This is a genomic window from Aeromonas sp. FDAARGOS 1404 (assembly GCF_019047085.1).
Taxonomy (GTDB): domain Bacteria; phylum Pseudomonadota; class Gammaproteobacteria; order Enterobacterales; family Aeromonadaceae; genus Aeromonas; species Aeromonas veronii.
The window spans coordinates 4,445,617-4,461,850 of sequence record NZ_CP077237.1 but is presented as its reverse complement, the minus strand read 5'-3'; the positions used below and the strand labels follow the sequence as shown (position 1 = coordinate 4,461,850).

At 49.2% G+C, this 16,234-nt stretch carries 11 protein-coding genes; 2 read left to right on the top strand and 9 right to left on the bottom strand.

Annotation, left to right across the window (positions count from 1 at the left end; translation table 11 throughout):
- Positions 1 to 416 precede the first annotated feature (416 nt).
- The 7 genes from I6L34_RS20650 to I6L34_RS20620 all read right to left on the bottom strand — a co-directional run bounded on the left by I6L34_RS20650 (position 417) and on the right by I6L34_RS20620 (position 12,344).
- Positions 417 to 1,742, bottom strand: coding sequence for a DUF6602 domain-containing protein (locus tag I6L34_RS20650; RefSeq protein ID WP_216955254.1), 1,326 nt, complete (start codon positions 1,740 to 1,742; stop codon positions 417 to 419).
- A 460-nt stretch (positions 1,743 to 2,202) separates the two neighbouring features.
- Positions 2,203 to 2,313, bottom strand: coding sequence for a DUF3283 family protein (locus I6L34_RS21925; RefSeq protein WP_254202902.1), 111 nt, complete (start codon positions 2,311 to 2,313; stop codon positions 2,203 to 2,205).
- 630 nt (positions 2,314 to 2,943) lie between these two features.
- Entirely contained in the window at positions 2,944 to 4,200 is a 1,257-nt protein-coding gene (locus I6L34_RS20640) for a hypothetical protein (protein WP_216955253.1), read from the bottom strand.
- 1,250 nt (positions 4,201 to 5,450) lie between these two features.
- On the bottom strand, positions 5,451 to 8,441 hold the full coding sequence (locus I6L34_RS20635; RefSeq protein WP_216955252.1) for an AAA family ATPase: 2,991 nt from the start codon (positions 8,439 to 8,441) through the stop codon (positions 5,451 to 5,453).
- A complete protein-coding gene (locus I6L34_RS20630) occupies positions 8,438 to 9,037 on the bottom strand; it encodes an ABC-three component system middle component 1 (protein WP_043819727.1) in 600 nt (199 codons plus the stop codon). The genes I6L34_RS20635 and I6L34_RS20630 overlap by 4 nt, the downstream gene beginning before the upstream one ends.
- Position 9,038: 1 nt before the next feature.
- Positions 9,039 to 10,943, bottom strand: coding sequence for an ABC-three component system protein (locus I6L34_RS20625; RefSeq protein ID WP_216955251.1), 1,905 nt, complete (start codon positions 10,941 to 10,943; stop codon positions 9,039 to 9,041).
- 231 nt (positions 10,944 to 11,174) lie between these two features.
- Positions 11,175 to 12,344 (bottom strand): hypothetical protein, encoded by a 1,170-nt coding sequence (locus tag I6L34_RS20620; protein ID WP_216955250.1) that lies wholly within the window; start codon positions 12,342 to 12,344, stop codon positions 11,175 to 11,177.
- Between the two features lie 106 nt (positions 12,345 to 12,450).
- Here I6L34_RS20620 and I6L34_RS20615 point away from each other — a divergent pair, with 106 nt between their 5' ends.
- Complete coding sequence (locus I6L34_RS20615) at positions 12,451 to 13,191, top strand: NYN domain-containing protein (protein ID WP_043819719.1); 741 nt, start codon at positions 12,451 to 12,453, stop codon at positions 13,189 to 13,191.
- 239 nt (positions 13,192 to 13,430) lie between these two features.
- Positions 13,431 to 14,081: a metallophosphoesterase gene (locus tag I6L34_RS20610; RefSeq protein WP_216955249.1), complete on the top strand. Its 651-nt coding sequence runs from the start codon at positions 13,431 to 13,433 to the stop codon at positions 14,079 to 14,081.
- 464 nt (positions 14,082 to 14,545) lie between these two features.
- On the opposite strand, the gene cas6f is transcribed toward I6L34_RS20610, so the two are convergent.
- Positions 14,546 to 15,193, bottom strand: a complete 648-nt coding sequence (cas6f, locus tag I6L34_RS20605; protein ID WP_216955248.1) for a type I-F CRISPR-associated endoribonuclease Cas6/Csy4 — start codon at positions 15,191 to 15,193, stop codon at positions 14,546 to 14,548.
- Positions 15,190 to 16,230, bottom strand: coding sequence for a type I-F CRISPR-associated protein Csy3 (gene csy3, locus I6L34_RS20600; RefSeq protein WP_216955247.1), 1,041 nt, complete (start codon positions 16,228 to 16,230; stop codon positions 15,190 to 15,192). Before csy3 ends, cas6f begins: the two co-directional genes overlap by 4 nt.
- Positions 16,231 to 16,234 lie beyond the last annotated feature (4 nt).

Genomic DNA, 16,234 nt, shown 5'->3' with positions numbered 1-16,234 from the left:
TTGAATTTGTCGTCTAAACCATAAGTTGACATAACACACATCCATAAATCAGTAACTTACGAGAGTTTTATAACCCATAAGTTGACATAAAAATAAACCATAAGCTGACATAGAGTGACATCAACCCCTACACCCTCCCCCTGCGGGGTTGTTATTTTACCACTTCAACAATCTGTTCGAGATACACAGCTGGCACTTAACTGCATCAACCCGTACTGAATCGCCCCTAACATTGCTCACACATGGTTATCTCATCTTTATATTGCAGTCAGGTTCTAGCTCAACCTAGCAATCCCTGACCACATTTTCTGACCCAGGGCAGCGGTAGCAACCCTGGTACTCTCAGTACTTCAATTGACTCAGCGATCTCCAACGTATCATCTTACGAATACTCATTAATTTCAGGCCGGCAATCCTTACACGGGCCTATTGGAAGATGGACTGATTTTTAAGAGTTCCTCCATCTTCCACGGAGGTACCGTGTTAAGCCTGACCCAATTTTCGAACCGGTTCCCGGAATTATCACCACAATAAAAAATACCGCATACTGAGGCTACAGACCATTGGCCGGAGCATATACATAACTGTTCATTCTTAGCCAAGACCACACGGGATTTAAGGAGTGACTGAGTAACATCAGAAATGTCATCAATACCCAACATAGCCTTGTAATCACTAATTAATTTGCTGTCATTCTTCAGTGGGCCATAGGTGTGCAGTAGCCACAGAAATTCCTTTTCTTCATATGATAACTTTAACGGGGACCACTGTATCTGAGAGTTATCTCGTTCAGGAATAGGAGAGGAAATGATGATCGTGGACCAGCCTTTTACCCCGCATTCTTCTACTGGCTTACTTAAAGCTAGGGGGAACAATGGTTCTTCATTCAAGTCATTCCCCCTGTCAGGTGTTACACCGAGCAATAGTTGTATCCGATCAAACAGGAGTTCCATAATCAGTAAAATCGGATTTGCATCACTGGAGCCCAACCAGCACCATCCATCCTCATCATCCCAGAAACCTTTATAGGGCATACCATTCATTTTGATAAGTGAATATCCATCACTTATTATAAGGTTTGGCATATTCGGTACGCCATATCCAGACTGATACTCCTTACCCTTATAAACTTTAAACACACTCGCTCTCAGTGCATTTTCGCTTTTGAAACCGTTATAACCAATCGCAATACGCAATGGGGTAAGCCAATCTCTTACAAGACTCTGATATACAGCCTGCTGATGAAACGGGAGACTAATAATTTCCTCGTAATGCGGGGGCCATTTTCCAAAAAGATTTAAAAATTCCTCAGCGGGACGGATAGTATTGAAACTGAGGGTTCTTGTGTTTTGTTTAGTCTGATAGTCCTTTTTAGATAACTGAAAGACTTCTTCTAAGTGTTGATACGCGTCTTTTATTTGATTGGAAAATAAATTCTTCTTGACTTCAAATACTGCCACAACCTTATCTATTGGGTAGAAGAAATTATCAGTCTTTGGAATTTTCTTACCTTCACCGATAACAATCATACAGTCGATCTGGCCAGACTGCGTTTCTCCTGAGCGAATAACTCCTGATACGACTTTAAGATCAGGGTGTGACATATCTATTTTTTCAAGTAGTTCTTTTGTCAAACCCTCGTACATGGCGCCGATCAGTGAAGGATGGCTCACTGGGTCACTGTTTAAAACCTTCTTTTCTTCGAGCATCAGTTTCCTGAGGAACTCTGACAATATCTGCATATAAGCAACTCCATCAGTGCTTTCTCCAGCGCGACATAAATAATACTAAAAGGCACAATGGTCCTAGTACCATTAGTAGGATTAAACTTGCCATTAGCTTAATGAACTTTCGATCTAATGAACCCTTTATTGAACAGTCATAAACTATCTGCTCATTCCCATACCAATAGTCAATGACCCACTGAACCGCATACCGGCTGTAAGGATACAATAGAGCCATCCCAATTAGCATCATCACCATACCCAACGAATTAAGGCTTAGCACTATATACATTGATTTTGTTGGGAACATCATTACAACCGGAAAAATTACAAACAGGCAAGTAGACAAAATAAGCTGTCTTATTAAAAACCAACGTGGCAGCAATAGAAGCGTTTTTTCTTCGGTCATCTCATCTTCCTGTACCGTTCGACTTGTTGCAAAAAGTAAGTCTGCATCTCCCCCTTGTAGTTCCCAGACTCACTCTCGGCTGGCACCTTGCTCTTCCTTCCAGACCGCATAGGCGGCAGCCTTCTCAATCTCGACTTTCTCCTGCTCAACTTTCGGCAGGTTGCACAGGTTAAATGACATTAACGAGTCCTAACTCTAGGTTTGCCGAGATCTTACCGCAAACCGGAGCCAATTGCTCCATGATGATCTTCATCTACGGCACAGCCACACTGTATATACACAGGCATGTGGAGCCATAACCATGTTTACAGTACTTCATTCAGATCTAGTGATCACCTGACACCGACCTAAAACCGGTGTCTTGTTTACACTACTTTAGTGCTAGTGCGTACTTCGGCGTTCTTGCCTAAAACAGCCAGCAAGCCATGACTTCCCCAGCCCCGTGCCTGATGGTCTCTTCATGACACAGTATCCCGAATAGCATTGAGTAGGGTTGCAGGAATAACAGTTTCTCCGTCTGCTCTGCTATAATCTCCACCTGTAGGGATATATCTGTGTGCAGTGTATCCTTATCTGGGAATGCATCGGGTACCCCCTCCCGAGCCTGCGCAGCTATTAAATTAAGAACTGTAGTACATGCTGTAGCGTTTTTACAAGGTCACTGGTTTGTATAGTCATACTGGGTCGACCATTGTTGTGATTTTATACTGTTAATCATCCAGGATATTTTTCTGCTGGGCTGAAAAAACACGCCTATTGTGTAAGGGTACACATTTTAGCAATGGTAGCAGGGGAATTAATCTCTTTAGGTTATTCCATTATCTCGTCAATGTCAGTGCCGTTAGTATTTTGGAATACAATCCTATCTACATCGGGGAGAGGTGAATTTGAGTCCTGGATCAAGGTCCGACTGCTCAAGATGCTATTCTTAAAGAAGCGCTTACAAATGAACTCATCATTGACCTGAAACCAATGGCTTGCCTCTGGTAATAGAGAAGGGCTGATCGGATGAAGCGCATTCGGATTATGAAACACTTCAATCTCCGCAGTCCATGGCTCATAACCATATGGTTTCCACAAATTACGATACTGATCGCTGCTCACATCCATGCAGAAGGGAATACCACGAAGTGCACCCGGTGTGTCGTCAGCAAACTCACCAATTCTCACATACCGGTAATCTTCGCCTTTACCGCCGAAGGACATAGGCACTCTACTCAACTTGGATAAAGTCGCTGCGTTCGAAAAAATAACAGCCGACAGTGTTTTATTTTCGCAGGAAGTGAATAAACCAGCCCGAATAGTGGGATCGTTAGGAAGGTTATCAATAGGTTCGGCTACAGCGACAACCTTCCCTTCGATCTCTACTTCTCTGGCATAGAATCCATAGAGATAAGATATCAGGGCCTCACGACTCCACATCATTGATCCTGGCGAGTGAAAGTCAGCTATTGCAATGGCAAAAGGCTTACCAATAACATGAGGTGAACTCGTATAATTCCTGCATAATTTGTTTCGTAAAGTCCGGGCATAACGCTCAGCTGCAATTCCAAGCATTCTTTCACATCGTTCCAGAGGAAACTGAGCCTCTCCACAGTTAGCATGGTCGTATCGCACTGATGGATTGACTGTTACCGCTTCGACCCAAGCATCTCCACCCAAATGATTCATCACATAAAAGTCTGGAGAGGAATATTCCTGAGTCACCAACAAACCCTGTTCACGGAAACTAGCCAAGAGCAGTGCTTCCCATAGTCTGGTGTGAAAATTGCCAGTCTGACAATCCTTAGCCCAATTGGGGTCTGGATTGGGCATAGCAAGATACAACTGATTTAGCATCCATGCACCACGCTGCCTAGCAGGGTGTCCGAGCAATTTGAATATGCCACTTGGTACACATCCCTTGGTATCCCACAGAGGTGCGCGCCTACGAGTGCCGGGAGGTATAGGAACGGGACATGCAGCCTCGTCGCATGCCTGGCGGATGATCGCCAAAGCCTCGTTTTTACTAAATGATTCTGATTCTCTACGTAGAACGGCCCATACATCGTCTTCGCGGCGTCGCATGATCAGAACTCCATACTTTCCACTACAATGATTCTGTAACAGTGTGCCGACTGTTAAATGATCACTACTGCTCCATGTGCTCACGGGGAGGTTAACACCAAATCCTAGACCTTTTGGCAGTGACAAGGCATACACATCGAATATATAAGGAGGAAGTGGAGTCATGATTAATGATCACAAAGTGGGGTAGTAATTGTATGGAACCAGACTGCAATATGTTGAGCATTTATGTTCATTTGAACGAGTAACATCCGTTCCGCACAGAAGTATGTGTTACATACTAATTCTCGCTATCTTAACAGATGTTTGCCATGTCCGTTATTGGTACAAAGCCATCAATAAACATGTGTATGACTTTCATACTGGAGTCCGTTAGTCGCGTCAACCGTTCTAAAATGGTCAGAGAACAGCAGACATCTGATTTACCTTATCTATTTTACCTTCCAGGATGATGTCCTTCTTTCTCTAAGTCCGCATTAAAATACAAGGGAGACTTATTGCCTCCCCATTTCTATTAAAGGCTCATCTGGGGAGCATTAAATTTGGTTAAACAAAGGAACCCATTTGCCGCCCTCCCTACGCAGGGAAGTGAACTTCACGGAACGCCTTTCCTAGCTGAAGTGCAGCACTTCACTGATCGCCCATATCAACAAGCATGTCGAGAATGCGTAGGATGTTTGATGTTGGGATGTGACGCGGAGGCTGGAAGACTAACTCCTTCGAACAAGGTCTCGAAGGCAGGAGTATTAAGTATACTTGATATCATTAAGTCGAGAAAGCAACATCAGGCGAATACTGGTGTAAAAGGCTTATTGGCAAGCTTCCTTGCTGGCGGTGTGATGCGCAAAATGATGTGCATTCACAACGGTCTTTCTTGCTCCCAGACGCCCGTCACTGCTGGGGCGATAGTAGTAGCCATGCAGGGAAGCTCCTCCGACTCAAGGAAGCAATATTTGCAAGCCTTCGGCCCCTCCTCCACCGGGCGGACCTCGGCCTGCGGTGTCTGCAGGCCGGTAACCAACTGGTCCACCGCCCGTTGTATCGCGCCTTCATCCAGACGCCTGCGCTCAATCGCCTCCTTGCGCTTTTATTCCATCCACTGTGACGAATGACGGTTCACCTGGTTCATTCATAGCAATCTTTGCCCGAGCGATGACGGTGATAGGTGGTTCTTGTGTTTGTTCGACTGACTCAATCACCAATCTTTACAGGTAGGCACGCATGAATTTTCAACAACGCAGCCGCACAGACTAACTTTTACCCGGCCATGGGCTTTCCGAGGCCGTAACACCATCAGGAGTTGGGGCGAGTGACCATATACGTGCTTCGATTCCGTCGTTTTGTAGCTTACGCATGAAGTAACGGGCTTGAAGAGCGTCATGGGTTGCAATCACGACCTGGAAACCATGATCGACGATGTAATCACGAAGCACATCGAATACCGACGCTGCATGTACCAGATCATGATGCTGGGTTGGGTCGTCTAGTAGCAGGCCGCGCCAAGAAGACCACTGATGATCCAGCGCCATTGAGAGTAGGAAGGTTAGCTGTAAATCCGTCAGCTGAGCCTCACTAGCTATAGCCGGTACCGGCACTAATCCCCCGTGGAGCGGTACCGACACTTCAGCACGCTCCTTTCTATAGAGGCTGCGAAAATCCAGATTCGTTCCGGTAAAACGCTGCTCCCGAACCACTCGCTTTAAGAGCGCCTGCCACCGCGGTACTACGGCGAGTACGTGTTTTTGAACATTAGCGATTTCGGAAGATAGATACTGATTCAGCGTGTCCATCGCATCGGATAGCAGGGACAGACGCTTCTGGCTGGACTGTTCTTTCTCCACTCGCAGACGAAGATTGGTGGTGAACGCCTCCTCCGAGAGCTCGCCGCGCCTACGATCCAGCAGCCCCTGAGCTAGGCGCGCCTGCTCCAATTTGCCCCAGGCAGCAATTTCAATTTTAAGCGTTTGTAGCGATTCTGAATGTCGAGCCAGCTCGGTGACTGAGGACTGCAACTGAGCCTCACGACTGCTCGCAACCTCCGCAGTTGGATCACCGGGGAACGATAGCTGGCGCCAAGAAGCTCGGACAGTAGCGAGTCGAGATTGGACATCAGATAGTTGTTTTTCTAGGTCAGATACCCTATTCATCGCGGCGGTCAGTTGAACCTGCTGCCGATCCAAGGCGGATTGATCGGCCGCCACCTTGGCACTCAGCTCAGCGAGCTGATTGGCATTTTGGTTTTGCGCCAAGGACAATTCTTCCAGCGTTTGTGCTGGCGGAACGTCTGCAGTTATAGCCGCCAATGCCGCAGTCGCTTGCTCGAGCCTGCTGCTGGCATCTGATCGGCCCTGCCGCGCAGAGTCCAATGCACGAACAGCCGAATCGTAAGCGTTTTTGGTCTGATCAAAGACTTCGGGGGCTAGCGGGGGCGCAAGATTGCGCTGCTTCTCGTCGAGCTGAAGCTTGGCTGAAGAATTTGCATCTTCGCGACGTCGGATCGACTCTTTCGCGAGGGATACCGTATCGCCACCGAGCAGAACATTAGTTCTGAGATCGTGGATGTTCGCTAGCAGACCCACCTGCTGGTTTTCCAAGTCAACAATCCTACCCTTGCATGCTCTCAATTCTGCTTCAGCGTGTGCTACCGCCTCTGTACATGCACGCAAATCATCAGTGGCCTTCTTGACGCGTCGTTCGGCGTTGACGACGTTTGGGTCGATAGCCTCTAAAGCCTCGGCGACTCGCGCATGAAGGATTATTGCGCCGTGCTCTTCGCCACATAGGGGGCAGTCACCGCGATCGCTGGGCAGGTGTGCTGCAATGGAGGCAACAGCTTGTCGTATTGAATCAGCGGCCGAGGTCAGGGTCTCGTGATGGGTCTTCGCAGCCAGCTCCTCAGCTTCAGCGGCTTTCCTTGACGAACTTGTGGTTTGCAACTTTTTCTGAAGAACATCCTCATGTGCCTTTTCACCAGTGATGGTGCCCGTTACATCTGCAACTTGCTGAAGTGTCTGCTCCCAGCGCTCCAAAAGTTGATGAGCATTGAGAAGGTCAGCGTCTATCTGTAGCAACGCCTTGCGTTGTCTATTGATGAGGTCATGTTGAACGCCGAGCTGCACATTGCCTTCATGCTCGCTACGCAAGGTGGAGGCCAAGGACTCAGCCGTGGTCAGGGTCTTATCCGCGACCTCCAGTACCTGCTTACGTTGATCGACCGCCGCTTTGGCCTGGGTCTCATTCACGTGCCGATTGAGCTGCAGCGCGACAGCATCACGCTCACCTTCTGCATTGACTAACTCCTGCTGGAGTCGCTCATGATTGACAGCGATTAGGGCGCGCTCTTGTTTCTTGTGTGCAAACTCCTGCGTAGCAGTAATGAGCGCATTACCAAGCTGCTCTGAACGTGCTTGCTCTGAAACGAACCGGCCTATAAGCCCATCAACCTCAGCTAGCGCCGTGATCTGATCACGAAGTCGGTCTAGTTTAGCTTGTACCAATTGCTCCAAAGCATCGTGCACCGTTTCCAAGCCATCCTGGCCCAATGGAGGCACCAGTAGGCCTATGGGCAATTGCTCGAAGCTCTGCGTCTGGCGCGCGATGTCCGAAATGGATTCAGCGATGTTTTCTTTACTACGAAGTGCGCCTTGAGACTGAGAAGCTGCCAGATCCCTGTCAAGGGTCAAGCTTTGCCATTCACTAAATTCTGCTTCGAGTGTTTCGAGTGCGCTCTTAGCTTGTTTCAATTGCTCCGTGAGCGCACGGCGAATACCGCCTAGGGCAGAACTAACCTGGGTGCCATCTTTGCCAACCGGCAACCGGGCCAGCTGAGAGCCCGCAACTTTGGCATCTGCCTTTACCAGCCATTCCCCTTCCCGCTGATCAAGCAGATGGGTCAGCCTCAGCAGAAACGGAATATCCTCAGGGTTTGTATCTGGAAAGAGAGGGCTAAGATCGCCGGTTATTTTAACATCACCAATGTTGTTCACCTGAGCAGACGCTTGTACTTCACCGAAATCCAAGCTCACTCGAGCCATGGCTTGAGAGTCTCGAATGATTGGGGACAGGTTCTCACCGAGCCGGGAAATCTTGCCTGTGAGACCGAACTCAATGGCTTCGAAGAACGCCGTCTTGCCAGTTCCATTCGGCGCCAGCAAAATGGTTGCACCGCGGCTAAGCTCAATCGTGGTGTCGCGGCCAAACCTGCGAATGTTCGAAAGCGTAATGGACTTTAGCTGTTTCATTGGGAATCCTCGTCACCAAACGCAGCAATTTTCAGGGCTTCAGCGATATCAACGCCTGATTGTCCCGACAACAGTAATTCTCGCAACGTCTCAATATGTGGTTTAACCCAGGGATGCGCCAAGCTCAGTGAGCCCAGGGACGTCAGCACTGGGTCGCTGATGTTGTCTGAGTTACCGGCGGGCGAAAGGGTAGCCAAGAAAGTACGGTCAAGAAAGGAGTCGACATCTTCCTGCTCTCTGACCACCACCTTTCTGCAGAAACGATCATCAGTCTCGAGCCGAGCCGCGTCTTCTGACGCAATACCTTCGACGAGCATGAACATGTAGAGGTCGGCGGTCTGCGGCTCCGCAAGCATGTCACGGACATCCGCTGCCCATCGAAATGCGCCTTGGATTTTCGCCAAATCAAAAGGAAAGGCTGCGATCAACACAGTCCGCCAGCCAGCACCTTCCCGATTTGCCCGTTTGAGTTGCACCATAGCCGAGTAGATATCAATCGACGGTGACGCCAGTTCCAACGTATCAGACAAAGAAACTTCGTAGCGATCTTCAGCGCGCTTTGAGATGGCTGCAACCATCTCCGGGATTGTTAGCATTTCAGGGTCCTTTCGTGTTCTTCTCGATGGCTGAATCGCGGGCGAGCAGTCGATCTTGCCATTGCTTCGTGAAGTATTGGCGCACGGAGGCCAGGCTCGTCCTGCGCAGATTGAACATCCCAGACCGAGTTACAAGTAGGTGAGGCTGACGTTCGGCCGCCATACTGGTAGTTGTCTCGGTATCATCAGCCATTCCTATGTTCAACAGGTCTGAGGGAGAGGTGCTAACGCCTGACAAGATTACGACCGGGTTAGGAGAAGGTCCGATAACGCTCATCAATGGATCATCAGACAGCTCGCGGACCTCTGGAGCGCTACTGGCAGGGCCAGACCAGAACTTCAACGCAATGCTTAGCACTTGCCCACAATTAGGGAAAGAGTCCCAACTGGGGCCATCCCCACCGAGCCCTACCGCAACCAGTAACAAGGTTTCAACTGCGGTGACTAGCAGCTCTAAAGTGCGAGGACCTAAGCGAAGTGCGTGCTTCGCATTTTTTCCCTCCGTCTGCGGATATAGAAGCTGTTCCAGGAACTTCCGGCGGCTATCGGGATTCGCTGCGAACCCGCTTAACCACTCCAACCAAACCGCCTCCATGGCGTCAGCGAGGGCAGGATCAGTAATGGCCGTAAGCTTTGCTGAGACACCTTGTATGAGGTGCTGCCACACCAGATCGTCCATAGCGCTCGCAAGCGCTTCAGCTTCCGCCCGAGCCGCGCCTAGTGTCTTGAATTCATGATCCAGCGCGCAAGCAAGACATTCAGGGTTTTCGAGCCATGGGAGGATGTTTAGGTCGCTCTCCGAACAACCAAGCGTGTATCCGACCTCATGGCCTACGCTAGTGCGCCACGATGGTTCGCCCAGCATTAGACTCTGACTGCCAGCAGGCAGGTGTATAGCCATACGTAATAATGCGGATGGAAGAGTGAGGTTTGGTCCAGTGGAAGGTGTGTATGGGGCGTATATCCTGAGCTTTCGATTCCCAGGTTCACTACTCCACATGTGCGCCACAACCCCCTGCGCAGATCGGGAAGCCGTCCCGCCAAGGTCATGAGTTCCTGCGAACGACCATGATTTGCCGGTAGGCAAGACTTCGTCGCCTAACTGGTATTGAGCCCAGGTTGCGATATCGGGACGAAGCCCGTCTTTGAGCTCTCGGACTACCGCATGGCATCCTAAAGCAGACACATCAGATGTCTCAGCAGTGATGTACGTTATCAGTTGCTCAAGTGTCCGTTTCGGATCGGAAAAGTGTCGACCGAGAGATTCGGCGGAGCGTTGCTCCAACGTCGCATCGTTGCCTACGCAGACAATGGTGACTCGACGCAGAGTATGCCTGATCTGAGCCCAATCTTTGAACCCACACCAAGTCGTGAGCCAAAGATAGGTTCGTTCGGTGGGGCCATCTTTGCGATTGGCAAGTTCGTCCAGATCAAGTCCATCCTGGCGACACAGTTTGCATAATGCATCCAAATGGTCGACGGTCAGGTCTTTTTTGATCTTCAAGTGTGCGCCAATGAGGGTCAACTGAAACTGGCGATCGGGAAGGGAATCAAAAGTACCCAAGGCAGCATGCTTAGCTAGGCTGGTGAATGCCGAGTCTATGACTGACTCTGTGGGCTCAGTGCTCATTGCCCCATTGTTGGAGGCTTTGGGCCGGTGTTTTGTTTTATCTGGATTTTTGATGCAGAAATCACTAGCCTGGCGTTTGACCTGCAGATGTTCATAGGAATCTTGGGAGTGGAGGATGACTACGTCATCCCATTCTTCGATACCGCCCTGTTCAGCACCGATCGCTAGTGGTGTCCGCCGCCCGTCCAAGAACTTCTCAAGCATATCCGACAAACGTTGAGCAATCACTAGCCGCTCGTAATGAGACTTCTGCTCTAGCCGGAACCTTCTGATCATCCAGATTTCCCTTACTGCATTATCATCCTAACCAACTTCGTTAGTGGTAAGGTGCATACTATCTGAATTGGCTAGTTTTTTACAGATTGAATTGCTCCCAATTACATAGACAACTCAATGTTTTAATTGGACTAATTTCCTTGCTTTAAGGTGCAGATTTACACTTCCCCCCGAAATAAGACTCCAAGGAAGTAGATTTGAGGGTTGGGCTTTTCACCACACCAACACTCCCTAATCGGGGAGATACTTACCAAACCGCCGAGCTCGTTCGCGGGCACCGACACACTGCTCGCGATAGCAATAGCCATGCAGGGAAAGAGCCTCCGACTCAAGGAAGCAATATTTACAAACCTTGGATCCCTCCTCCACCAGATCGGTCACAGAATGCGTTGTTTGTAATCCGGTAACCAGTTGGTCTACAGCCCGTTGAATTGCACCTTCATCCAAACGCCTACGTTCAATGGCTTCTTTGCGCTTATTTTCCATCCGCTCCCAAATAGCGTCATTCCGCTGTTTGCGCACCACCATCAGACGCTGTTCCTCCTCATCTTGTTGCTGACGAGATAACCGTAACACCGCCTCCCGTTTTTGTTGCCGCTCCTGTGCCAGCCTCTGTTCACACTCACGACGTGCTCGCCGCTCAGGCTCTCTCCGAGCCTCTTCTTCTGCCCACAGCCGCAGACGCTCCTCCTCTCTCGCACGTTGCTCGGCCCGAACCAGCTCCCTCTCTTTGGCTTCATGTTGCAAGCGGATACGTACCCGCTCTGCGGCGGGATGATATTGCCAGTGCAGGCACTTCGGATTGGAACTGAGTATGTGGAACATCCATGACGTGGTATCCATGTCGTCTGGGCGATCCTTCCGAAAAAGATGTTCAGCAAAGGTGCTATACACGACCGAGAGAATGCCTGTTTTAGGGTTGGTACAGGTGTAATCGTCCAGCCAATAGGGTTTATCCTGTGACGATTCGTTAGCAGCAGGGAAATCCAGTCCGAGTCGATAATCGTTCCGCCCCTGTAGAGCATAGAGCGCTGTCGGTGCCAATTGCTGACACTCCTGGGACGTACGGTACACTTTGATGTCGGTGTGCGGCGCGGAGACCAGATGGTTGACTCCCTCGGACAAGATCTCGAAGGCAGGAGTATTGAGCAACGTGATGTCATTCAGTCGAGAGAGCAACATCAAGCGAATGCTGGTGTAAAAAGCGTATTGGCAGGCTTCCTTACTAGCAGTGTGATGCGCGAAATGATGTGCATTTATATCTGCTTTTTTGGCCACCAAGCGTCCGCCACAGCTGGGGCACTTACAGTTGCAAGCTAGCCCCCGAGCAACCTCATCAATTGATACCATTTCTCCGGTATCAATTCTGAACGCGAAGGGAATACGAATATCTTGCCACATAAGGAGATCTCAACGACCAACAGGTTTAGGCAATGTGCCATAATATCAAATCTATGATTCAACGAAGATCAGCACCGATTATACCAACTCAGAACAAGGAGGTTAGGTGAAAGACAAGGATACCATCGCGCTCTTTATTGACGCAGATAACGCGCCGGCAAGAAAAATAGAAACGGTGCTATCAGAATTGGCTCTCTATGGAGTGGTTAATATACGCAAGGCCTATGGCAACTGGAAGAATACCAACCTCAAGCCATGGGAGGACATATTACACGAGTACGCCATCCAGCCGGTACAGCAATTTGACTTGGCCAAAGGCAAGAACGCTACAGACATGGCGTTGGTGATCGATGTGATGGATGTGCTCTACACCAAGGATATCGATGTTATCTGTCTGGTCTCTTCAGATTGTGACTTTACGCCCTTGGTCACTCGCTGTCTCGCGGATGGAAAACTGGTGGTCGGGTTTGGGGAGCGCAAGGCTTCAATGCCTTTCGTGAACAGCTGCTCCAAGTTCCTTTATCTAGATCCACCACTCCAGGAAGTGAAAGACGCAATGCCGGTTGCTATCCATGCGAAGAACCTGAAAGGGGACACGCGTCTGATCAATCTGTTGCGGCAAGCCATTGATGCAGTGGAGACGGGGGATGGTTGGGCATCACTAGGCGGGGTTGGCAGCCATATCTCAAATCATGCGTCGTTTGACCCGCGTAACTATGGTTTCAGGAAACTGAGCGACCTGTTTGCCGCTATTGACCTATTCGAGTTGAAGAAGAACGAAAAATCGGGATTGATGGTAAGGAATCTCAAAACGGCACCTCAGATCAAGAAGGTCGCCAAGCTGTGACATCTATTTGCCAATTGGCTCAATATCGAGCGATATTCGCGTTGAGCTAGGGTCAAAGTAGACGAAACTTACCAAGGTGGACGGGGAGTCTACATCTAGTAAACTCTATCACCCCTCCCCCCTTATTAATGAATGAGGTGAGTGTCAACATTGCACGCCTTCAACCCAGTGGTCGATTATTCACTGTGGTAATGAGACTCTAACGTGAGACAACGAGCCCTCCCATCAGTGGAAATTAAATGATCTTGTTCTGCGGTGACCCCCACGGGGAATTTTCCCATATAATTCAACATGTTAAGCAGGAACAACCTTCCGCAGTGATAATGCTAGGGGACCTGTGTCTGTCACAGCCATTCGAACAAACCTTCGCTTCCATCTTGGAGTTAACTGACATCTGGTTCATCCATGGTAACCATGACACAGATGACGTGAGATATTACGACCATCTGTTCGCTTGTCCTGAGCGTAACCTTCATGGCCGCGTCATTGAGATAGATGGACTCAAGATTGCAGGTTTAGGCGGTATATTCCGGAGTCAAATCTGGTATCCCCCTGAACCACCTCGATACTCTACCCGGCTAGACTTTCTGGCCAATTGTGGAAAAGGAAACCTCTGGCGAGGCAGCCTTCCACGAAAGCACCGCAGTTCAATTTTTCCTGAGGATATTCAACTTTTTCAGGGGATCAAAGCCGATATTCTCGTCAGTCATGAAGCACCTCGAGCCCACCCTCATGGTTTTCAAATCATCGATCAACTGGCTCAGTCTCTCGAAGTAGCAAGCATCATCCATGGCCACCACCACGATCCATTCAAATATGATGACCCCAACACGATAAACGTTGGGTTGCGAGAAATTTATACACGAACTTGCTTCACCACAGAGCGATAATTCATCTCATAGAACACCATGCCGTCTGGTTTTAACCATCTATCTAACTTCAAAAATGACATCAGTTGGTACGATGCACAGCTAGGTAACTTGAACTGTGTCACGTCGAAGAAAGGCTCATAAGGGACTAAATTAAAGCCCAGACGGTAAGCCTGGGCTTGACTAAAAACTGCCTTTCCGGCAGAAAACAGACCCCAACTTGGGTGTTTTCCTCCTGTCCTAATCTTGGCTGCCTATGCGGCAGTTCACCTCAGGGGTAGGTTCCCCACTGTAATTCTCTGTTTCTTGGCTGCCTATGCGGCAGTTCACGTGAGCCCCGCTGGCCACCCCGAGCAATGGCGTTTCTTGGCTGCCTATGCGGCAGTTCACAGCATATAGTTATAGATAAGACATTGAATCATTTATAAAAAAATACCAATTCAACACCTTGACCATCATTCCGAGTGATTTTCCAACTCCTTGTTTTACCTTGCTAAAGATAGTTCATTATGAAAAAGGGTGAAAACAAATTCGCCCAGCTCTGGTACGTCGCCAGTGTAGACCTCGTTGGATGCCAAGCCATAGCTGCTATAGGAGTCAATTCCCTCATTTAGTTCAGTCTGTTGCTTCTGTATGTGCAGAATACAACTATGCCCACTGCTAGCGCTTTGCATATGAACGGTATGAAAAATCCCAACTTCCCTCGTCCCAGCAGGTATCTGAGGTTGGAATACTTCGCCTCGAGCCTCTGCCCGGCGCTTTGCTCTGGTCAGTCGCCGCTTTCGCTCCCCCACAAACAATTTTGCCAGATTCTGGTTGCGAATAAACCGGACATTCTGGCAAGTCTCTGGCACCTCCAGCACAGCGCTGAGCGCAAAGAGATTATCCGCCTGCATCACCTGAAAATAGGATCGAGATCTAAATCGTTCCAACATAGACCTGTTCGTGCTGACGTAGGCGATCGAACGACCGAGGCTACGATTGCTCCACTCAGGAAAGGCCACACCGATCTGGATATAGGGATGAGCTCGACTAAATCCGTGGAGGGTAGATATACAGCGGCCAGCCAACAGACCACAATCGACATCATCAGGTAGGTACCGGACAGCAAAAAAGTAACGGCTTTCTGTCATCTCCCCTTCCCTTTCTGAAACAATCCCCCTTTGACCAACACCGCCATTAAAAAATGAACATCTCCTGGCAGCTCGCACCCTCTGTCATGAGACTCCATGTCTGTGAGGTACTGATCGGCCCTTGTCAGTAGGTGGTAAAAATCCAGCTCGGATGCTGGATGACGAAAAGCAGTGAGGGCCTCGTGATTGGCCCCGTATTCATGAACTCTTAGCGGCTGGTCTGCGTCGTCAGCCCACCAATCATCTATCTGCTGCAGTGCTGCACCAATTTTCTGTGGATTAATACAGGCAGCCAGTTGACCACTGAGGCATTCGGTAGTAGCTAACTGTCGGCTTGCTACAGCGTGATCATCTGTTCGTTCAGTAAATTTCTGACTAGGATAAATTTCTTGGCAAAAACCAGTTTTCAGTTTGGCGGTGACATCGGCAAACCAGAACAAATTGGGCTGGCTCAAGGCATTCGCCATCTCGCTCGCCAACTGCCCCAATTGTTGCTGGTCGGGGTCTGACCAACCGCCCGACCAACTCAACCTGCGGGCATCTGGAATATGGTATGTGGAACCAAGCGAGGTGTTGATCTCGATTTCGGTTCCCTGAGTGTATTGATTGCGCCACAGCCAGGTTCCCATCAGCACGTTAGCGCTGTAACGGCGGGCCAACTCATTGTATCCGCCTAGACGCTGATATGCCTGAGCCAGTCTGGCCATCACGCGCAATACCTCAGGGTTAGAGCAGACTGACGGCTGCATTGAGTTGGCCTCTACCCTGAGCGAAAAACGGCAGTGCAGTTCATCAACATTCGGAGGAACGTAACAGACCTCGATTGTTTGAGGATTGCTATAGGCGAGTTCATGGCGCTCAATATTTTTCGGCTTTAGATTTGCGTCAAAACCCTCAGTGTAGCCGCATTTTTGGCCATTAATTTTCGCCACTTCGATCCGCAATGGTACAAAATCGGATTCCGCTGTTTTATAGAAAAACACGGCCTTACCGGGAGAAAGTGAGCGGCAATAGCTGAGATGAGTGCAAAGTTCCATGTAT